Origin of the sequence: Proteiniborus sp. (genome assembly GCF_040308045.1) — a bacterium.
Taxonomy (GTDB): Bacteria; Bacillota; Clostridia; order Tissierellales; family Proteiniboraceae; genus Proteiniborus.
This window is the reverse complement of the sequence record NZ_JAWRHZ010000036.1, coordinates 36,810-57,182: the sequence shown is the minus strand read 5'-3', so window position 1 is coordinate 57,182 and position 20,373 is coordinate 36,810. Positions and strand designations below refer to the sequence as shown.

26 protein-coding genes are annotated in these 20,373 nt (G+C 31.3%); all 26 read right to left on the bottom strand.

The annotated features are described in order from the left end of the window. Positions 1–35: 35 nt before the first annotated feature. Complete coding sequence (locus tag ABV008_RS06905) at positions 36–1,010, bottom strand: AAA family ATPase (protein WP_352419085.1); 975 nt, start codon at positions 1,008–1,010, stop codon at positions 36–38. A gap of 10 nt (positions 1,011–1,020) precedes the next feature. Continuing rightward, entirely contained in the window at positions 1,021–2,622 is a 1,602-nt protein-coding gene (locus tag ABV008_RS06900) for a DUF8809 domain-containing protein (protein ID WP_352419084.1), read from the bottom strand. A gap of 12 nt (positions 2,623–2,634) precedes the next feature. Further along, positions 2,635–3,516: an ABC transporter permease gene (locus tag ABV008_RS06895; protein WP_352419083.1), complete on the bottom strand. Its 882-nt coding sequence runs from the start codon at positions 3,514–3,516 to the stop codon at positions 2,635–2,637. After that, positions 3,516–4,442 carry an ABC transporter ATP-binding protein gene (locus tag ABV008_RS06890; protein ID WP_352419082.1) on the bottom strand — a complete coding sequence of 309 codons (927 nt, stop codon included), beginning with the start codon at positions 4,440–4,442 and terminating at the stop codon, positions 3,516–3,518. Before ABV008_RS06890 ends, ABV008_RS06895 begins: the two co-directional genes overlap by 1 nt. After that, positions 4,442–6,865, bottom strand: coding sequence for a DUF8725 domain-containing protein (locus ABV008_RS06885; protein WP_352419081.1), 2,424 nt, complete (start codon positions 6,863–6,865; stop codon positions 4,442–4,444). The genes ABV008_RS06890 and ABV008_RS06885 overlap by 1 nt, the downstream gene beginning before the upstream one ends. A 200-nt stretch (positions 6,866–7,065) precedes the next feature. Next, positions 7,066–7,290 (bottom strand): glutaredoxin family protein, encoded by a 225-nt coding sequence (locus ABV008_RS06880; protein ID WP_352419080.1) that lies wholly within the window; start codon positions 7,288–7,290, stop codon positions 7,066–7,068. 84 nt (positions 7,291–7,374) lie between these two features. After that, positions 7,375–7,635 (bottom strand): YciI family protein, encoded by a 261-nt coding sequence (locus tag ABV008_RS06875; protein ID WP_352419079.1) that lies wholly within the window; start codon positions 7,633–7,635, stop codon positions 7,375–7,377. A gap of 86 nt (positions 7,636–7,721) precedes the next feature. Further along, entirely contained in the window at positions 7,722–8,750 is a 1,029-nt protein-coding gene (locus tag ABV008_RS06870; RefSeq protein WP_352419078.1) for a hypothetical protein, read from the bottom strand. Between the two features lie 9 nt (positions 8,751–8,759). Next, a complete protein-coding gene (locus ABV008_RS06865) occupies positions 8,760–9,122 on the bottom strand; it encodes a DUF6483 family protein (protein WP_352419077.1) in 363 nt (120 codons plus the stop codon). 81 nt (positions 9,123–9,203) lie between these two features. After that, a complete protein-coding gene (locus ABV008_RS06860) occupies positions 9,204–10,052 on the bottom strand; it encodes a hypothetical protein (RefSeq protein ID WP_352419076.1) in 849 nt (282 codons plus the stop codon). Positions 10,053–10,069: 17 nt separating this feature from the next. Continuing rightward, on the bottom strand, positions 10,070–10,204 hold the full coding sequence (locus ABV008_RS06855; RefSeq protein WP_352419075.1) for a hypothetical protein: 135 nt from the start codon (positions 10,202–10,204) through the stop codon (positions 10,070–10,072). Next, positions 10,182–10,634 carry an NUDIX hydrolase gene (locus tag ABV008_RS06850; RefSeq protein ID WP_352419074.1) on the bottom strand — a complete coding sequence of 151 codons (453 nt, stop codon included), beginning with the start codon at positions 10,632–10,634 and terminating at the stop codon, positions 10,182–10,184. Before ABV008_RS06850 ends, ABV008_RS06855 begins: the two co-directional genes overlap by 23 nt. 131 nt (positions 10,635–10,765) lie before the next feature. Beyond that, positions 10,766–11,218 (bottom strand): 8-oxo-dGTP diphosphatase, encoded by a 453-nt coding sequence (locus ABV008_RS06845; protein WP_352419073.1) that lies wholly within the window; start codon positions 11,216–11,218, stop codon positions 10,766–10,768. Positions 11,219–11,488: 270 nt separating this feature from the next. Then, a complete protein-coding gene (locus tag ABV008_RS06840; protein WP_352419072.1) occupies positions 11,489–11,905 on the bottom strand; it encodes a GNAT family N-acetyltransferase in 417 nt (138 codons plus the stop codon). Positions 11,906–11,921: 16 nt separating this feature from the next. Next, positions 11,922–12,521 (bottom strand): class I SAM-dependent methyltransferase, encoded by a 600-nt coding sequence (locus ABV008_RS06835; RefSeq protein WP_352419071.1) that lies wholly within the window; start codon positions 12,519–12,521, stop codon positions 11,922–11,924. Positions 12,522–12,603: 82 nt separating this feature from the next. Then, the gene (locus tag ABV008_RS06830; protein WP_352419070.1) at positions 12,604–13,470 is read right to left on the bottom strand and encodes a retropepsin-like aspartic protease; all 867 of its coding nucleotides are present in this window, start codon (positions 13,468–13,470) and stop codon (positions 12,604–12,606) included. A gap of 126 nt (positions 13,471–13,596) precedes the next feature. Then, positions 13,597–14,493, bottom strand: a complete 897-nt coding sequence (locus tag ABV008_RS06825) for a GNAT family N-acetyltransferase (RefSeq protein WP_352419069.1) — start codon at positions 14,491–14,493, stop codon at positions 13,597–13,599. 103 nt (positions 14,494–14,596) lie between these two features. Next, on the bottom strand, positions 14,597–15,055 hold the full coding sequence (locus tag ABV008_RS06820; RefSeq protein WP_352419068.1) for an NUDIX hydrolase: 459 nt from the start codon (positions 15,053–15,055) through the stop codon (positions 14,597–14,599). A gap of 132 nt (positions 15,056–15,187) precedes the next feature. Continuing rightward, positions 15,188–15,682, bottom strand: coding sequence for a GNAT family N-acetyltransferase (locus ABV008_RS06815; RefSeq protein ID WP_352419067.1), 495 nt, complete (start codon positions 15,680–15,682; stop codon positions 15,188–15,190). Between the two features lie 69 nt (positions 15,683–15,751). Continuing rightward, positions 15,752–15,967: a hypothetical protein gene (locus ABV008_RS06810; RefSeq protein WP_352419066.1), complete on the bottom strand. Its 216-nt coding sequence runs from the start codon at positions 15,965–15,967 to the stop codon at positions 15,752–15,754. Then, positions 15,964–16,173 carry a hypothetical protein gene (locus ABV008_RS06805; RefSeq protein WP_352419065.1) on the bottom strand — a complete coding sequence of 70 codons (210 nt, stop codon included), beginning with the start codon at positions 16,171–16,173 and terminating at the stop codon, positions 15,964–15,966. The genes ABV008_RS06810 and ABV008_RS06805 overlap by 4 nt, the downstream gene beginning before the upstream one ends. A gap of 200 nt (positions 16,174–16,373) precedes the next feature. After that, entirely contained in the window at positions 16,374–16,898 is a 525-nt protein-coding gene (locus ABV008_RS06800) for a sugar phosphate isomerase/epimerase family protein (RefSeq protein WP_352419064.1), read from the bottom strand. A 185-nt stretch (positions 16,899–17,083) separates the two neighbouring features. Further along, the gene (locus ABV008_RS06795; RefSeq protein ID WP_352419063.1) at positions 17,084–17,524 is read right to left on the bottom strand and encodes a hypothetical protein; all 441 of its coding nucleotides are present in this window, start codon (positions 17,522–17,524) and stop codon (positions 17,084–17,086) included. Between the two features lie 65 nt (positions 17,525–17,589). After that, entirely contained in the window at positions 17,590–19,137 is a 1,548-nt protein-coding gene (locus tag ABV008_RS06790) for a hypothetical protein (protein ID WP_352419062.1), read from the bottom strand. Positions 19,138–19,362: 225 nt separating this feature from the next. Then, complete coding sequence (locus tag ABV008_RS06785) at positions 19,363–19,941, bottom strand: hypothetical protein (RefSeq protein ID WP_352419061.1); 579 nt, start codon at positions 19,939–19,941, stop codon at positions 19,363–19,365. Positions 19,942–20,022: 81 nt separating this feature from the next. Beyond that, positions 20,023–20,307: a hypothetical protein gene (locus ABV008_RS06780; protein WP_352419060.1), complete on the bottom strand. Its 285-nt coding sequence runs from the start codon at positions 20,305–20,307 to the stop codon at positions 20,023–20,025. Between the last annotated feature and the right edge of the window lie 66 nt (positions 20,308–20,373).

Here is a 20,373-nt window from a genome sequence, read left to right as displayed (position 1 = left end):
ATAATTCTCAATCTTCAATTCTCAATCTTCAATTCTCAATTATCAATTATCTGTTTTATAATATCTTCACTGCTTATATTATCTGATACTGCTTCGAAATTTAGTAATACTCTATGTCTCAACACTGGATAAGCAGCATAGTTAATATCATCAAAGGAAACATTGTATCTGCCTTCCATTAATGCCTTTACTCTGGCTGCTTTAATAATGGCTTGGGCTCCTCTTGGGCTTGAGCCATATCTGACGTATTTCTTTGTTATGTCTGGACTTGTAGCTTCCTCCGGATGTGTAGCAAGTATTAGCTTCATGGCGTATTCCATAACTGGCTTAGCTATAGGTACTTCCTTTGCTATATTTGCCATCTTTATAAGTTCTTCTCCACTGCTTACTTTATTAAGTTCGCTCTCTCCCACAGAAGTAGTTATATTAACTATTTGGCTAAGCTCTTCGAGTTTTGGAAACTCTACATATAACTTAAATATAAATCTATCCATTTGAGCTTCAGGCAATGGATAGGTTCCTTCCATTTCAATAGGATTTTGTGTGGCTAATACAAAAAAGGGCTTACTCATAGTATAAGTAGTGTTTCCTACTGTAACGGTTTTTTCCTGCATTGCTTCTAGCATTGCACTTTGAGTTTTTGGTGTTGCTCTGTTAATTTCGTCTGCTAGAACTATGTTGCTAAAAATAGGTCCCTTCTGAAATGTAAATTTGCTTGCCCCTTTTTCGTCTTGTGTAATGATGTTTGTACCTACTACGTCTGCTGGCATTAGGTCTGGGGTAAATTGAATTCTAGAGAATTCTAGGTCAAGAACTTTTCCTATGGTTTTTACAAGCTGAGTTTTGCCTAGTCCTGGTACTCCTTCTAGTAGGACATTGCCTTCACATAAGATTGCTATGAGGACCTGCTCTATTATGTCTTTTTGGCCTATTATTGCCTTTTCTATTTCATTTTTGATTTTATCGGTTTGTTCTCTAAAGCTTAATATATCTTTTTCTGATATTTCCATATTTGCACCTCTATTCTAAATCACTAAAATACTTCCTAATTATCTCCTTCATATTAAGAGGGATTTCTTCGTTGTCTAGTCTTTTGTATGCATTTTGCTTATACACATTTAACACTTCATTATAAGGCATGGACTCGCCTTTCATGTCTCCGAATTTCTTAACCTGTATGACATCCTTTTCTCCTGAGTCCTTCATATTGCCATGAACTTGAGTTTGGTTTCCTTCTCCCCCTAAATTTTTAGGAGTGAAGATGCTTTCATAATCTTTTACTTCTTTTTTAGAGCCTTCTTTTTTACCTGATTGACCTGAACTGCTGTTGCCTGATGAGTTTTCATTTCCAGGTGATGAGCCTTCTCCTGCTCCACCGCCTGTCCCTTGACCACTTCCAGACCCTTGCCCATTCCCTGAACCCTGGCCATTGCCTTCACCACCATTTCCTTGATTGCCAGGAGAATTTGGCTGTCCATTTGAGCTATTATTTCCTTGGAAATTTTGTTCACTAATATCACTTAAATTGTCTAAGGCTTCATTAAGCTGTGATATGGCACCTGATACCTGAGAATCACTCATTAAGTCAGATAGTGATTCTGATAAATTGTTTAGACTATTTGCTAGATTAGTATCATTCATATTGCCCTCTATATTTTGTGATATAGCCTGAGACAATTGATTAAATGCCTCACTAAGCTCAGGATTATTCTTAAGCTGTTCTGCTAAAGCGGCCATGTCTTTAGCTAGGTCTTCAAGCTGTTCTTTATTCATGCTTTTTAACTGCTCTGCCATTTTTTCAAGGCTCTCTGCAGTCTTTTCTGCATCTCTATTTTTTATATTCTCTGCAAGCTCCTTGGTAAATTTCTTGTCAGAAAGCTTTTTCGCTATATCTTCTATTTTTTCTTGTCTTATTTTTTCTTCTATTCCCTTAAGCTCTTTTTTCGCCTTTAATGATTCTTTTTGAATATCCTTCATATTTTCGGATTTATCAAGCTTCTTTCTTAATTCTTTTAGCATGTCTTCTATCTGCTTTTTCTCTTCTAATGTAAGCTGCTTCTCTTCTTTTAGCTCTTTTTCTACCTTTTTAATTTTTTCTATTTCATTTTTAATAGCCTGTTTATTTTTCTCTTTAATAAGTGCCTTTTCATTAGAAGGTGTATTAATGAATCCAACAATAATTGAGGAAAAAATCATAACCATTGTTATTATAGCTATTTTCATTGAAGGCTTAATAAAAATCTTTTTCTTTATTTCCTCATTAGCCAAGCTATCAACAGCATCTTTTTTCTGGAGTTCTGCTAGCCTTGTGTCGTTGCCCTTAAGCTCTAATGCTGTTATGGTCCTTTCCTTTAACCCAAATCCATCTACAAGCCTTGCAGTATCATAGTAAGAAGGAAATTTATAGATTGACCACACAACGCCTATAGCTAAGGATACAACAAAAGCTATAGTTATCTTTGTCCAAATAAAAGTGATTGGCATTATTTTAGACAATATCATTAACACTAACAGAATTGTTGAAAATCCTAACAGTGAATATAAGGAATATACAATCAATTTGCTAAAATAAAATCTAATCCTTAAAGGCTTTAATAGCTCTATTAATTTCTTATCAAGCATAGCAATCAATCCTTATTTAGATTTTTTAGTTGCTCTTTTTTTCTTAATCTTTCCACCTAATTTAGTCATAGGATTTATCTTTAAAGATGATAAATATAGTAATATGGCTGATACTACTAAATCAAAGGCTAGATTAATATAAAGTGGCATCAACTGATTACCTACAACCCCTCTCCCTATGAATCCACCTAATATATCTGTCCCCATCATCTTAAATAATATAGAGCCAAGACCGCTAAACGGGTTTGCATATAAAATTACAGGGAAGGTCTGGGTAATAGATAACCCCTTTGGTAAATAATAGAATACTCTAGTTAGTAGAACTATAAAAAAGGTTCCACCTAGTAAGAATAATGCCATCATATAGCTAGCTACTGTAGATGTTGAAGTCTTTTTAAAAAATGCTGACATAAAAATTCCTATACTACCAAAGAGTATTGCTGTTACAAAATAAAATCCGAATATGAGTATTATATTTCCTGGAGAAACTCCTCCAAATATGAAAAATGTACTCATAACAGGTATAGATGCTATCAACAAAATAATTACTTCAGCAAGCGAAGAAAAAAGCTTACCTAGTATTATTGAAATACTAGACATTCTAGTACAAATTAAAAGCTCAAGTGTGCTTCGCTCCCTTTCTCCAGATATACTGCCTGCTGTAGTGGCAGGTACTATGAATATAAGGAGTAACAGCTGAAATATAGTAAACACAAAAAACATTTCCTTTACATTATCTAATCTCATTCCTCTAGAACCGTTATATGAGAAAATCATATCTGCAAATACAAGTAACACAAGCAAAGATAATACTAGTACATATAAAGATATCATTACTGGAGTTCTCCAAGTTCTCATTCTTGTCTTTAATTCTTTCTTTAAAACTGGGTTCATTATTCCACATCCCCTTTCGTAACCTGCATAAATATTTCTTCAAGGTTGCTCTGAAGTGGATTAAATGAAGCTAAAGATATTTCCTTTAATACTAATCTTTTAATAAGATTAGCCATGTCCTCTTCATTGCCACTAAATCCAAATTCTATAATGTTATCATTATCATAAATATCTGAAACTAAAGGCTCTTCCATTAAAAGGTTAATCGCTTTTTCTGTATTATTTAAAACTTTTATTCGCACTCCATTTGTACCTGATACCTTTTTCATTATTTCATCAACAGTACCACTTATGACTATTTTCCCTCTTTCGATTATACCAATGCTAGTACATAGCTCAGCTAATTCAGGTAATATATGAGAGCTGATTAATATGGTTTTTCCCATTCGCTTAAGTTCTCTTAATATATCCTTCATTTGAACTCTGGCTCTAGGGTCCATCCCTGATGCAGGTTCATCTAGGATTAAAAATCTAGGATTGTGAATAAGACTTCTAGCTAAGCAAAGTCTTTGCTTCATACCTCTAGATAATGAATCTACGTAAGCATCAACTTTATGAGATAAATCTACTAGCTCTAATAGCTCTCCTAGCATTTTTTTCTTATCTGCTTTATTTAATCCTGCTATGTCAGCATAAAACTCTAAATATTCATCTACTTTTAGATTATCATAAACCCCAAAAAAGTCAGGCATGTATCCTATGCTGTTTCTAGCTTCTTTAATATTTTTAGATACATCTATGTCATCAATAAAGATATTACCTGAGGTAGGTTTTAGAAGAGTAGATATCATTTTTAATGTTGTAGTTTTACCTGCTCCATTGGGTCCAACAAATCCGAAAATTTCTCCTTCTTTAATTTCAAGAAAAAGATTGTCTACTGCTGTAAATTTTCCATATTGTTTAGTTAAATTCTCAATTTTAATCATTACTTGGCTACCCCCTTTACAGAAAATGTAGGCATCCACATTTGGTCTCTTCCATCTAGCTCAATCTTAATTTTTGCTCCGTTTACTTCATCATAATAGGTACTTTTGTTATTATTATCTATCACTATTGTAAAACCTGTTAATTCATCCCATTGATTACTATTATAATTAAATAACCAGACTTTATTGCTTGATGATAGTCTAGCATATGCTAAGTTAATGTTTATCTCTTCAAAATCAACTTTTTCATCTGATTTAATAGACATGACTACATTTCCTTGCCCGAAAAAGCTCTTATCATAAGGCTCATAGTTTAGTCCTTTCATTTCTAATATCTGAGGTAATAAAATACCATGTGGTATTTCCAGCGCTTCACCTTTTTCATAATTCAAATCAACTGGCATAGTAATAATATTTCTATCAATTCTCTCTGCCACTTTTCCATTTACAGTTATATCACTAGATAGCTTATCTGTATTCCAAGCTATTAGATATGCTCCATTGTTACTAGTGTTAAAGCCGTTATACTGTAAGAATCCTTCAAGTATCTCTCTTTTTATATCTTGTGAAAGTATAGTATCTTGATTGTTCACAGTATTTGGTCCTCTATTCCAAGGATAAATAGAATCTAGTACTTGATATATATCTTTTCTATGCATAGATCCAGTTTGGTTAGTAGAGTTTGAAGTATTCAAGCTAAAGCTTATAGATTTTGACTCTCCATTTTTTATATCTCCTATCTTATGAAAGTCAAGACCATAGAATAAAATAGTGTCTTCTAAATCCATATTTGTGTTGTTCTTTATTACTCCTGATATAGTGTTACCCTTTATCGTTAAATCCTGAGCTATACTCTGATCTAACTTATTAGTTTCCTTTAGTGCAATTTGCTGTACATCCCAAACTCCCTTATCTTTAAAAGATATAGTTTTGTTTTTTTGTAGGATATACTCTAACACAATATCTTCATTATCGAATTTCATATAATTATTACTATTATATCTATCATTTGGAGTTATGTCTGTGTTTTCACTTGAGCTAATATTTATATCTCCATTTTTAAAGCTTATGACTCCCGAGAAAGTATCTATATCGTATCTATTAAGATCATTATTAATGCTGATAATAGACACATTATTCATTAGAGGATTTTTAAAGCTAGTTCCTGAACCCCATATAAGCATTGCCAACGAAAATATAACTGCTAAGGCAGGAATGGTAACCCAAGCCATTTCTCTCCTGTCAAGCTTTCTTAAAATCAGATAATTTATTGGTCCTACAATTACGGTAAATATCATAAGTATAGCAATGATTATTTTTGCAGAAGGTGCCTTACTACTTGGAATATATTGGTTTATATTAAAAAACCTATATGGAGAATTGTTGCTATTTAAAATATCTCCTGAATAGGCTCCTGAAATATTGCCCGCTAATATTCCTTGTACAAACTTATCTTTCCCACTCCAATCTATAAAAGGGCTTAAACCTAAGTCAAAAGCAGATATTATGATTTTCCCTTTTCCACTACCTTTAGAGAAGATAATCGGCTGCGCTGCCTCTTCAAGAATAATGCTACCTGTACTAGATGTAGTGTTAACTATTGTAAGTGGTGAATTAGGAATAAATGGGTTTCCACTGGAATCTTTCATATTTTTGAATTCGCTAATTGTTGTGGCGCCAGTTACATTTATATAGTTTATATCCTCTAGACCTTTTAAAGTCTTATTATAACTAGGGCCTGTGCCTATTAATAGTACTCCTCCATTATTTATCCATTTTTCAAGGGCATTTTTTTCTTCAGTTGTAAGCTTTTCTGTGTTATAGTTATTTATTATTATTACATCTAACATATTTAAATATCTAACATCTGTAGGTAACTGTCCCTCTAAGTCACACATAACTGAGGCTCTATTACCGCTTTTCTCATCTGGATTAGAAAAGGTCATGAGTGGTAAGTACCATAATGATTCGTATTCATCGCTTAGTACTCCAACACCTACTACATTAGCCGCTTTGGCGTTAGGCATTGCTACGGGCTTATCTTCCCATATTATTTTGTCATTTTTATCTAAAATTCTTATTTTGTATTCACCTATATGTCTATCTAGCTTAAGCTCCATATTTATGGTCTTTGTAGCTCCTTTAGCTATATCTAGTTCCTTTGTATAGGCAGTATATAGTTTTTTATTTAAATTAGCAGTTGCATTTTCGAAAAGAATCTGAATTTTACCATTTACATCTTTTTCATTGTTTTTTACCTCAATATTTATGGGTGTAACATATTCATATTTATAAAATCCATTGAAGCCTATACTAGTCTTGACTTCAAAGGGTGCTTCTGCATAAGTCGTTGCAGAAAAACTAAAGGAAAATAAAATAAGTATAGTTACTATTAGTAATGTTTTTTTCAATATTTTGTACATCTTGCTTTCAGTCCTCCTTATATCGGTTATAGATGTTTAACGAAAAAGCCCCTTTTTTAGTTCCATTTACCCTATTATTATACTATACTTAATGAAACAAACTATGAAAAACTATAATATTAAGAAATTTGTAAGAAAAAAACAAAAAGCCCTGTATATGAATCGCTCATATATAGGGCTATAACTTTGAAATAATTATATTACAAAAGTTGCTCTAATCTTGCTTTATCAAAACCTACTATTTCTTCTCCATTTACTATGATTACAGGTACTCCCATGTATCCTTTTTGCATTAGTTCTTTTCTTGCAGTTGGATCAGTGCTGATATTCTTTTCTTCGTAGCTTACACCTTTTTCACCTAGATATTCTTTTGCCATTTTACAATATCCACATGTATTGCTTGAATAAATAACTACATTTGCCATTTAAAATTCCTCCTTGATTTCTTATTGTATTATCATTATACCCCTTAGGGGTATAATTAATCAAGAAGTTTTATTCTAAAATTATTATATATTACTTCTCCACTCTTTTAAAGTTAGTTTTCTTGACTTCTCTAATATTGCTGGATCATTTTCTGCTAATTTTTTAGCTTCTTCAAAGCTATCTACTTTGTAGATTACAAGTCCTCCACTATGGTCAGTAAATGGGCCTTTAGCGTATATTTTTCCTTCGTCTATGTACTTTTGAAGGTAAGCCTTATGTACATCTAGTATTTCTGCATCCTTTTTAGGATCTATAGTTTCCATTATAGCAGCATATAAAATCATTTTATTCATCTCCTTATGTTTTTTGTCTATTTTAATATATATTCTTATTTTAGGCAATGGATATGTTTTACGAAGTTGTACCTAGATTATAAATAATAACATTGAATTATTTGCTCTGGTATTTCAACATATCGAGAAAACAGCTCGATTTCTAGATTTCCATTAAAATCTTTATCTATAGTTTGAAGTACACATTCTCTCACTTTATTTCCATTGATACCAACTTCTTTGGTTGAACTTATAAATCCAATTGACGTAGCAGAATTATGACGTATTGGCTCTGAATCTAGATAGTCCTTCATCATGAAATTAAGCTGTACATTATCTGTAGTTTCATATTTAATAACGGCTAGATTCTTATTTCTTGGGCAAATACTTTCCAATGCTTCTATATGATGCTTAAGTATATCTTCTCGCATCTTGTCATCTTCTATTCTCTCTGTTTTTTGAATTATATCTTCATATGGATCAAAGGAATATATTTCATCTATATAAAAGTACTGTTCTTGTCCAAGTGATGAATCATAGTATTTAACTTTTGTTTCTATTTCTTGTTTGCCGAACTTTACAGTAATAGGGCATTGGATAAGTATTTCCTTTGAATCTCTACCAATATGTAGCTTCAATGACAAGTCTTTAGTAGCATCAATAATAGGGGTATCTTCGTCTCTAACTTGAACATATGAACCCATAACTAAACTTCTTAAAGGAGCTTCCTCCAATTCAGAAGGAATCAAGCCTTTTTCTGTGAAGTGTTGTAGCTGCATTAGTTCCTTTTTATTCAAATCATGAAGTGGACCATAGGTTGAAGAATCGAAACTAACAGTTTGTCCTTGTATTTCCATTTGCTTTATGTGAAAATACTTATTTATTTTATTTGCTTCAATTTTCCGCAGCAATTCTTCTCGATTTGTCCTAAACTCTCTCCAGTATTCATCATCTGGGTCTACGTCAAGTAAGTCCTTATCCTCATACATTATCCATAGACGGTTTTCATCTTCTTCTATTGTGTAGCTCAATAGTTGAACCTCTAAGCCTCGGATACTTACACGTTTGTTTATTATGTGTTCTTCTTTGGGAAGTAACATCAGTCGCTTTAAAAATTTTATAGTCATTTGCACCTCCTATAATGTTAATCCATACATCTTTGAAATCTCTTCAAGACCATTCTTAATTTCTTCTCTAGAAAAATTGGCTTCTTCTAACTCCTCATCACTTAGCTCACTTATTCTTCTATAAAAGTCAAGTGCTACAGCTAAGTGGTTTAGGTCATCGGCTACGATACGTTCAAATAACAAATTTTCTGCTTCGTTTATTCTTAAAGAATTTAGTAGTCCTACTAGTTCTTTATGCAGTAAGTCAGTTTGAGTAATATTTGTTTCATCAATAATTTCATATTTAATAATATCTTTCTTGAAGAAATATCTGGCAATTAATTGAATCATGCTCTGTATTTGTTTCATAACCCAGTCTTTTTGATAAAACATAATATCTTCTCCTCTTCAATTTGTATGAGCTAATTTATCATTATGTATTCCATAATATACTCTTCTGTAATAACATTTTATCTATATTTTCAACCTATAACCTCGATAGCTATCAATCTGCTTAAAACCCACCTTTAAAGCTGCATGCAACTCTTCATTTGCATCTTCGTCCACAAAGTGTAAAACTCTTTCTTTTCCTTCTTTAAAAATATCATAGAGTGACTCAGAAAAGAGATCTAGTTCAAGTCCGCAACTATTATACTTGCTATCTATAGTAACACAGCAAATATCCGCTAGTTTATCGTCTACCATTCTAATAAGGATACTTCCTGCTATTTTTTGTTTCTTAACTACTATGTATATCTTCCATATATTAAGGTTTTCAAAAATTCTTTCACTAGTCCAATAAATGTCAGGGTTATGTTTATCATGAAAAGCTGCATATTCATCGTAATATTCTTTTTCTAAGGGTACCACATCACTAGAGACTAAGCTTTTAATAAACTCGTTTTTTTCGAGTTCCATTGTTAAACTGGATTCAGCTAACTCTGCATTAATCTGTTTTAAAAAATTTATCGCCTCTTCATTTTCTGCTGGATATCCAAAAAACATCTCGTTACCTTCATAATTTTTTCTTAAATAGTCAATAAATTGAGTGGCTACGAAGTTGAAATCTCCTTTTGCAAAGATTCCACCCTGACCTTGTAAAAACTTGTTCTTTGTCTCCACAAACAAATTAAGAACTCCAATAATCTCTCCATCTTCACAACATACCAGTACCTTGTCTTCATTGTGATGGATTGCTTTCAAAAATCCATTATACATATCATCATAGCTTTCATACTTTGGAAAACTATTTTTAGCTTGAGATATCTCCCATGCTAATTTAACAACCTTTTCAAGTAAATCTTCACCAATTTCTTTTATCATGAATGTCCTCCTCTTGTTTATTTATACATTTTAATAAAGTATCGGATAACACCACAAGATGATTTTTTATCACTTCGAAAATCCTTGTCCATTTGTAAAACAAGCTTCAAATCTGAAAGACCTAGTTTTCTAAATCTTCTTTCTTGAATCATTGTATGCCTCCATAATATAAAATTCCTCAATCTTCTTAAACAAGTAAGGCTGAATTAAAGGATAAGTTAAGCTTTCAGGCATAGTGTCAAATAGTTTAATTTCGCCTATTTCAGATTTTGGCAATTCGTCAAGGTATTCCACTTCAGATAGAAATAATTGCCCATAAGATTCAGCTTCATCTCTAACTACTGAATATATACACACTGGAATGATATTGAACTTCTTTGCTCCAGTTTCCTCAATCAATTCCCTTGAAGCTGTCATGTCAATACTTTCATTTTCTTCTCTATGTCCACCTGGAATCTCCCAACTCAACCTCTCTTTATGTCTTACAAATATCCATTTATCCCTATATTTTGCCATAATAACTGCAAATTTAAGTTTATTGTCTTCCACTGTGTTTAATTCATAGAAATTAACCTTTAGCATATTATCACCCCTTTGACCTTTTTAGTCTGATTCCTACTTATGGTTTTACCATTAAATAAGGCAATGCCTTTTATATCTGAGCACAACTTGAATCGTTACCTCGTACTTAACAAACATCTCATTTTACTTGCTTATAGAATTTTCTTTTTCCAGTTATTCTGTTCTTTATAGTAATAGAATTCACTAACTTTATCAGATTCAAAAATACTAAACATTTCTAAAAAATCATTAGCAAGCACATATTTTTTTAAATCTTCTTTTTTGATCCAGAAAACATCTCCCTCTTCTGAAGATTTCAACTCTCCTTTAAATTGATCAGTTTTAAAAAATAAAACAACATATCGTTCGTCCTGCATTGTCTGAAACTGCTTTACTCCACATAAAGTTGGATTTTCAATAACTAATCCAGTTTCTTCAAAGACTTCACGCTTTACAGACTCTACAAAAGATTCGCCATGTTCTACATGTCCTCCGGGGAATGTAATTCCTGGCCAATTAGGATTACGTCTATTTTGTATTAAAATATATTCGTCTTTATATATCATACACATATTTGTAAAAACAGCATTCTCGCTTCGATTCATTTTATACCTCACTTTTAATTTCTAATTGTTATTGTTGCATCTGTAACATTATTTTTGTAAAACGCATGACATCTTTCTAATGTATACGGCTTCAATACTATTTTTTCTCCTACTAACTTCATGTAAATCGCCTCAAAAATTAGTTCTATAAATATATTTATTGCTTACAAATTCTTGTCTATTAATATTAAAAGCTTTATTTTACTTTAAGACAGTTCTAAGAAAAAAATCCCTGAATCTTTTAGCCATTTTATGTTCATTTGTTGAAACTTACAACTCTCTCCCACACTGATATTTGTAATTTCTATATATCATACCTTGAGATTTCATCATGCCCAATTTTTCATAAAATGCTTGCAAGCTTTCATCACAACACAAATCTACCATATAAAAATCTTTTAATTCTCCTAACATTTTTTTAACCAATTCTGATCCGATGCCCTGGTTTTGATATTCAGGTAATACTTCTAAAAGAGGAATATAAGCAGATAGTAACCCATCACTAACAGCATTAATGAATCCAATTATTTTGTTGCTTTTTTTATCTATTGCTACTAAAGACTTGTAGCTTTTCTCTAATATTTTTCTGTGCTTTTCTTTACTGGGAGGGTTTGGCCAGCCTTCAAAAAAGCCTTCTCCTATTTCTAATTGCTTCAAATCATCAGAATAAACTTTATATGAAATCAAAATATCACTCCTAAACTTATGAATTTTTAAAATTCTTAAAACTAACTTTCTTTTTAAACCCTATGCAATATATCTGACCCATCTCTTCTTTCTTTGCAACTTCAAATCCTACCCTTTCCCCTAACTGAATATAATATTTCATATCTTGTTCAGCTTGATCCCACAACACACCATAGGTTGTTGTAATCTTCTTATCCTTTAAATCAATTTCAAGTGGCACCAAAAATATATCTTTTATTCCTCCAGGGTATGGAGGAATAGTAGCATCCCATATAGTTAATTCTCCTTCATCTTTTAAAACTCTATATATCTCCTCAAAGACTTTTTGATGATACTGTTTTTCTATATACATCAATGTAAAAAATGACGTTGCTCCATCAAAAGTATTATTTAAAAATTTCAATTCTCTTGCATCCATAATAATTTTCAATGGTCCTTCTGCTGCTTCTTCAAGTTCATCACTCCTTGGATCAATTGCAATTACCTTTTCACCTAGAAGTTGTCCAATAATTCCTTCTCCTCCACCGCCAATATCTAAAACCTTACCTTTTTGGCTGTATTCTGTTAAATTAATGCTCTGAAGGTCAATTGAATACATTCTTTCATCTTGACTCATATGATAAGCTCCTTTCATCAATATAATTAACTACTCTACCTTTGTTCTTTTCTATGGCTTTTATATAGCCAATATTTGCATATTAATCTTTAATGATTTCAAACGAACGGCCTGCATAATCAATGATGCATCTGCAGTTCTGGATTATATCAGCAGCAAGCAAGCCCATTACTTGATATTTCTTCGTTGGAAATATATCTCGCTGTAAAACAGATGTATTATTTAATCTAATAACTTCATTGCCTATATTTAATTCGATATTTTCAGCTACAAATACTTCTTCTTCAACGACACCATCCACACCCGTTATAGCGTCTGCTTTTACTTGTTTTGTTTTTAAGAATGGTATGAAATTATGACTAAACATACTTTCAGTGTTTCCAGTGTCAAATCCAAAAAATATTTGCTTATTATCGAGCTCAGCTTTTATAATGGGCATATTATCCCAATCCAAATTTCCTTGGTTAGCTAAATTCGCAGGTTTCCGGATAGTGAAAGTTTTATTTTGAGAATCAATAGTCCATTTAAAATGCTGTAGAATATCCCATCCTAAGAATCCACTTACTGCTAAACTATTCCCACTTTCATCCACGCCAAAATCTAACGACTCATCAGGTACGACTGCTACTAGTATATTTTCAATTAATGCTTTACCAATTTGGCATGAACTAATATAGTTCTTTGTTAAAGAAGTGCGTATATTTGCATTTCCTCCACCAATAATCGAATCATCTGTAGGTATGGCGTCAATCAACTTAGATACAGAATTACTGATAACAGTTATTGATGCTCCCGTATCGTAAACAAGGGGTACTATCTTATCTTCAAATTGAACGTCAATTACAAACAAATTTGCAATCTTGGTTTTTGACATTTTGATTATTTCTGTTTCTGTGCCATATTTGACTTTCATATTTTTAGGATACATGTTTGCATCACCTTTCTTCAATTATTTCAGCCTCATACATAGGGAATCGTAGTCATAGCCTAGCATTTGCCTCGTCTATGAACTAACCCAGGACGCCATCTCCTTGCCAGTACTTTTCTCCTAGTGAAAGGATGTGTGAATATTATCCTAGCTATTTCTTTTCTTTAAATAACTTCTTGTTATCCCACTATCTATGAATCCATTTCTAATGTAGAATTTTTGAGCTGTCTTGTTGTTTAACGCTGTGTCTGTGTGCAAATATCTATATCCTTTCTTCAAACAATATTGAATTATATGATTAAGAAATTCTGTACCTAATCCTTTTCCTTTAATTTTCTTATCAATACCAATCCATACTAAATAAATAATATCTTTCTCTATTGATCCTGTAAGATTATCTATGTATTTAATTTCTGCACTTCCTAATGCATCATTATTCTCATCATATAGTATAAATTTCTGTCTATTATCATCTAATTCAGACACTCTAATATAACTATTATTTGGATATTCTAACTTCTTTTCTTTCATATCGCATATATAATAAATGTTTTCATGCTCAATTTCAAATCCTTCTTCACATAATAGCTTACCTACATAATTAAATTTCTCATGTAATTTACCATGATTTCCATTACAACTCATGCCCATTGCATGATAAAATGCATATATGTCTTTAATAGTGTTTTCTTTATAAAAATTCAAGGATAAATCTAACAGTGCTCTACCAATATCAGTTCTTGATTCCTCATAATATAGATTACGTATAACTCCTATTTTAATATCATTAGTAATCTTACCTGCTTCAGTAAAATGAAATGTAGGTATGCCGTATTGTATAAACCCCTTAGCTTGGCCATCTTCTGTTGCAACAAAAATATTATTATTTTTAAAAATAGTCATTCCTTCAAACGTATCATCAAATAAAGACTTTAGGAATGATTTGTATGTTGTCCTGTAAAAATAGGGTATGCTTTTCCCAATTTCACTCCAGTAACCAAATAGTATTTCTGCATTATCTCTATTAACTTCAATAATTTGCATTATCTTTCCCCCTCATTCGCTTTTTTTCACTCCAAATAATTTACACCTGAACTGGACTCGAGAAATAGACCATTTGGTTTAGCTTCGCTCATAGTGAATGATTTTACACCTCAATTACCTCACTATATTGGATGTCAATTCCATAATAATCAAGGGCTGCTTTTCTAATATCAATAATGTCGTTTGGAAGGTCATTTATTTTAAACCATCTTAGCTCTGAACATTTATCTGGTTCCATGATTTTAGGTATACCATCATACCTATTAACGACAAAGTAAATATCATAATATGCTTTTCCTCCATTATTACTAATGCGGTGAGATAAATGAACAAAAGATAAATCAATAATCTTCACATCAATACCTAACTCTTCTGCACATTCACGCACAACAGCCATTTTAGCTGTCTCACCCTCGTCAACATGTCCACTAGCTGCTATATCCCACTTCCCATCTTGATAGCCAGTATTTTTTCTACGATGCAATAAAATCTCTACTTCACCATATTTTACTTTCAAAATAATTGGAAATACTGCTGATAATGACTTGTAATGTTCTCCCATTTTTCACTCCTACAAATTACTAGTAATTCTTAAAATACAACTCCCTAGTTATAGTATAAAATCTTTGTTATCTCATTTACGACATAAAATATAGTTCTTATTTATATAACAACATCATTTATAATTAGCACTTTAAACTATTTCCTTATTCCTAATACTGAATATTGATTGCTCTGCACCGAATCTCTCAACTGTCTCCTCTAAGTTCATTCCTATCCTCTTTAACAGCCTACATGATGCTGTATTGGCTGATTGTGTTTCTGCTACTATTTTTATTAATCCTAATTTTTTAAAGGCATAACTAATGACATATCGAACTATTTCTGTTGCATATCCATATCCCCACCACTTGGGTAGTAACTGATATGAGATTTCAGTAGATATACCATCATGATGCAAATCTAAAGAGACTAGTCCTACAAATTGGTTACCTTCCTTATGTCTAATTACCCAATAAAAATAATCATTACTTTCATCACACATATTATTGAACTTAATCATATATATATTTTCTTCAATGATTCCACCAAGAAATTGCCTTACTTTCTCATCTGTATAAAGCATCTTTACGTCTTCATAGTCGCTTTTTTGTATTTTAGATAATGTACATCTATTAGTTTCTATCATTTTGCCTCTGTACTCCTTTAATCAAATACTGTATTATGATTCATTAAAGAAATTGTATGCTTCAGCTAGCTAAGGTAAAATGTCAGAAGATACATTTATTATTATGCTATGTCCAAATGAGATCATTTCAAGACGCGGCGTTACAAATGGAAAATTCCGTCTGCCTTGATTTTCTCTTGCTTCTGTGAAAATCAGACCATCTTTTAGGAAGTCATTCGACGAGCAATTATAGTCAATAGCAAGCTGTTGGTATACACAATCCATCATATTTTTTTTATTAATCATAAGCTTACCCTCCTAGTCAAATAGAATGTTGCATATTGACCTAAGATTGTGCCATGGTATCTCTTTCTAATTACTACATTGCTTGATGTTGTGATATTTGACACACCAGAGATCTCATCACCTGGAACATTAAAATATACATAGGTAATTAAACAGAATAATGCAACTATTGCAGTTCCAACAATTACCTTAAATGATTTTTTCATCATAATACTCCTTCACCATTTTTTGCTTTTATCCTTAGCTGTACTCTTAAATACTATTTGTCAGCTATATGCTGACCAAATATATCTTCATTTAGCAGTGTTAATCAAACATAACAGTTTCTCTAATCTATAAGTAACGTCAGTGATTCTAGACTCTTTCCTTTTCCATGAGTCAGATAGCGGAAAGCAAATATAATCTTTTACACTACAGAATAACATTTTTCATGCCCACTATCATAACAGAATCCCAAATATGGTGAATCTATATTCATAAAAATCTCATTCAAATAATCATGTCTGCGTAAGTTTTCTAAAGCAATATATATTCCTTTATTCTGAGAATAATCAACTATGTCTTTAAATCTTTCTATTCCCAATTTAGTAACAGGAGGAGGGTTTTTTCCAGTAGTTATATGAAGTACAACCGTCGAAATATTGTGTCTTGCGCAATCATCTATGCATTTTATATATAAATCCATTACTTCTTTTCCATCAATATTATCCTTCCATATTTCATTAACAGTATCAAAAGGGGCATGAATATTTTCCACTTCTAGCCCATATGCTCTGGCTAAATCAGGCAAAATATTTTTGTCTCCATCTATATCTTTATATTCATCTCCCCACCAAAGCATTACGCTATCAAATCCAGCTGCTCTAATTAGTTCAAATCTCCTTCTACTCTCAATAGGATAGCCAAACCAGTAATATATTCCAGTTTTCATATTCTTCTCCCTTTTCTGACTATTTGGTTTAATTTAACCCCGGAGGGAAACTGTTGTACTGTAGAACAACTGTATATTGATTCAAAGATTTGCCTAAATGAGCTTCCCTCATCCTTTCTTTCAAGCTGGTATAAATAATTTTTACTTTGGATTCTTCTGTTACGAATTGACTCTTAGTACTATACTCATGATTCATGCTGTTGTATTGTCTTTAATTTACTTGAAGTAACACAATAAATTATCATATTTATTAAAGAAACAAGAATTAATATATGTAGTAATATGTGATATAAGTCAGGTATGTAAATATTAGGAGATGATGTAAGTTTTATAGTATCTGCAAAATAATTTATTTTTCCTTCTGAAGGGCCGAATATAGTAAAATACCAATGCGATAAAAATTGAGCTAAGAACCATATTGATAGCCAACCTGTCAGAAAATATTTTCCTATTTTGTCTTTAAAAATATACCAGATAAATAAAGCTAAAAATAAAAGAAAAAACACCCCATCTTCTACATAAGATCTAGTAACCAAAATATGACCATCAATACTCACTCCCACCATATCTAGAGCAAACCATAATAACAAGCACAAATTTGAAATAATACATATTTTCTTATTCATTTCATCCTCCCTCAATCCATCTATAAGTCGGTATTACACTTAGCTTATCAATATTTACGATGCTATTATAGCATTGCATACTCTTCTTTGGTGTAAAATGTCTTAGTTCTTAAATATTTAGGAATATTTTGTTCTTCACCATTTATGATTATGTTAGCATACTTTTTCGCAATTTCTAGGCAGTAAATGTTATTATTCCCCAGTACCTTATCGATGCATCTCAATCTGATTTTCAAGTTATTATCTAAATTATAGATATCGAAAAGTGTCAGGAACTTCTTGCATCTTCCTTTAAACGCAAATTCAGGATCAAGATTCTCAAGATTTTCATTATCAAATATAAAATCAATCTGGAACCAGCCATCAACAAATGACAGGTCAGTTTTACAAAACTCTTCTACATACTGCCTGCTTTGATTAGCTCTTGATATTCTTGAAAACTCTTCAAGCTCATCAATGAAAGCTAATAACTCACTTGTATCACTTATACCTTTCATTTGAAATCTAGAACATGTATGATTTGTTACAGCATTAAGTATGTCATGCATAGAAATAAATTTAGTAATATCAATCTCATCCTGTATAATATTTTTATAATCATTATAGCTAAACTTAAATGTATTGAAAGAATAAATCGTTTTCATTAATAAAAATGCACTCATAATACCATGCTCATAATGTTCAAAATCATTAGAAAAATTTAGACGTTTTGTGAAATCAACTTGCATTTTAATGCCTGATCCTTCATTCATGTATTGCTGGAGTTTTTTATACTCTGTTTTACTTAATTTATCAAGTTCATTATCATTAACTAATAGTTTCCCATCATCTTCAATAAAAGCCTTTTCAAATATTTTTCCTATTTCATTTCCTTCTTCAGTGTCAATAGCAAAATATAATTCTATTCCATAACACATAAACTTAATAAAATCATTAATGAAACTTTGTTGAACGTCTGTGTAATTAAAATTAAATTCATCATAATTATTTACATGAAAATAAGGTAGAACTTTTTGAATACATTTATTAATTTTACCTATTTTTTTTATAGGGTATCCAAGATCATGTGTTAATGCAGTTATACACCATATTGCTTCTTCATTGTTTACTAAATTGTTTATAATATCTGATATATAAAGAAAATCTTTAAAAAGTATATTGTGTTTAGATGCCCGAAAGGAAACATCATAATCTTCAATTGCCTTTTTTCTTTGTTTGTTTTCATCAATTAAAATATCCTTATAATCGTCACTTTTCTTTATATATTCTCCAAGAAAATATACCCAAAGGCAATGCATAGTATGATCCCTGTAAAATGAGTCTGAAGCAAATATCAATTCTTCAAAATTTACATATTCATCAAAGTATGTAAAAATATCATCATAACCGCGTTTATCAGGATCTATGTAGCTCATAGCTGCTTCAAAAAGAAGTTTCCATAAACTTTTAGCAATTTTAATTCTATTGTTCAAATCTTTTTCTTCTAAAAGTAATTTAATTTCTTCTGAAATACTTTTTTTAAAGTTATCCTTACTCTCCAAAAATTTTACATTATCATTTTTTATCTGTTCTAGATAAAATTTTAGAACAATTCTTTCATCAACATGTGCCATCTTTATTCCCCCTAAAATCATTTTAGATAAATTATACCATATTTGCAGATTATCGCGTCCTATACTATGTCTGTATATACAACATCGCCGAACTGAACCTAGTATTTCAGCATTTTTTACTTCACAAAACCATTCCCAACCTTCTTCATTCCATATATCAAAAATTTTAGAGTTTATTTCTGTGTTTTTTATCCATATAATTTTCTTTTCTTAGCAATATGCCCTTTATAAACTAATATTTTTCTTTTCCTTTAACCATTTTCTGAAATCATCTACTGAACTCACATTTTCCTTCATCACAGCTGTGTATATATCCATACTAAAAACTTCTTTTCTATATAATGGATTATCACAAATGCTTTGCTTAATTTTTAGAATCGGTTCCTCCATTTGCTGACTAATCTCTTGTTTAAGTTCCTTAGCTTCATTTGATAATTTCTCAAAGTTTCGGGATTTTAGGACAAATATATCAAACTTCCATGTATGTACTTTAAAGAGATTAGAATAAACTCCCCAATATAGTCCGTCTGGCTTTCCTCTTTTTAAAATAGTCTCATCCCTATAATTCATTTTATATGGACTTAAGATTGAAGCAATCTTACCACCTAATTCAAAGAATTTTTGTTTATCCATAGTATCATTTCTGATATATACATCTAAATCTCTCCACGTCATAAGATTCAAGTAATAGCTACCAGTAACAAAAACTTCCCCAAATTCCCCCATCACTTGTAATAAACCCATATCATATAGAATTTTATTAGCTTCCCTTAAAATATCCTCACTTATTTTTCTAATTTCCATATAGTCCTCCTTCATCAGAAAAATAATTTAATTCCTTAAAAGTATATGTTAGTTAATGGAATGAGCCGTGCATATGCCAGCTCACTCTATCGTCTCTTTCGCTATGTCAGCTAACCATTGAGAGTAGACCTCTACAGGGCGATTAAACCAATTATTCCAATCTAAATTAGGATTGGGCATCTGAAGTGAGCTATGCTCAATAGGACAAGAAAATGGTCTATATTTTGAAACATCATCTGCTAATGTTATAAATCCTAGCTCATTAAAAAACTTTTTTGTCATTGTTGTCTTTCCAGCACAAGCGCCTCCATTTAACCAATACACATGCTTTAATTGCTCTTTCAAATAATTATCATTTATTTTCATTTCTAACCCTCCATTTAGTTTTATTAATACAAACTAAATGAAGCTTCTTAATTTCCTAGCCTCAAT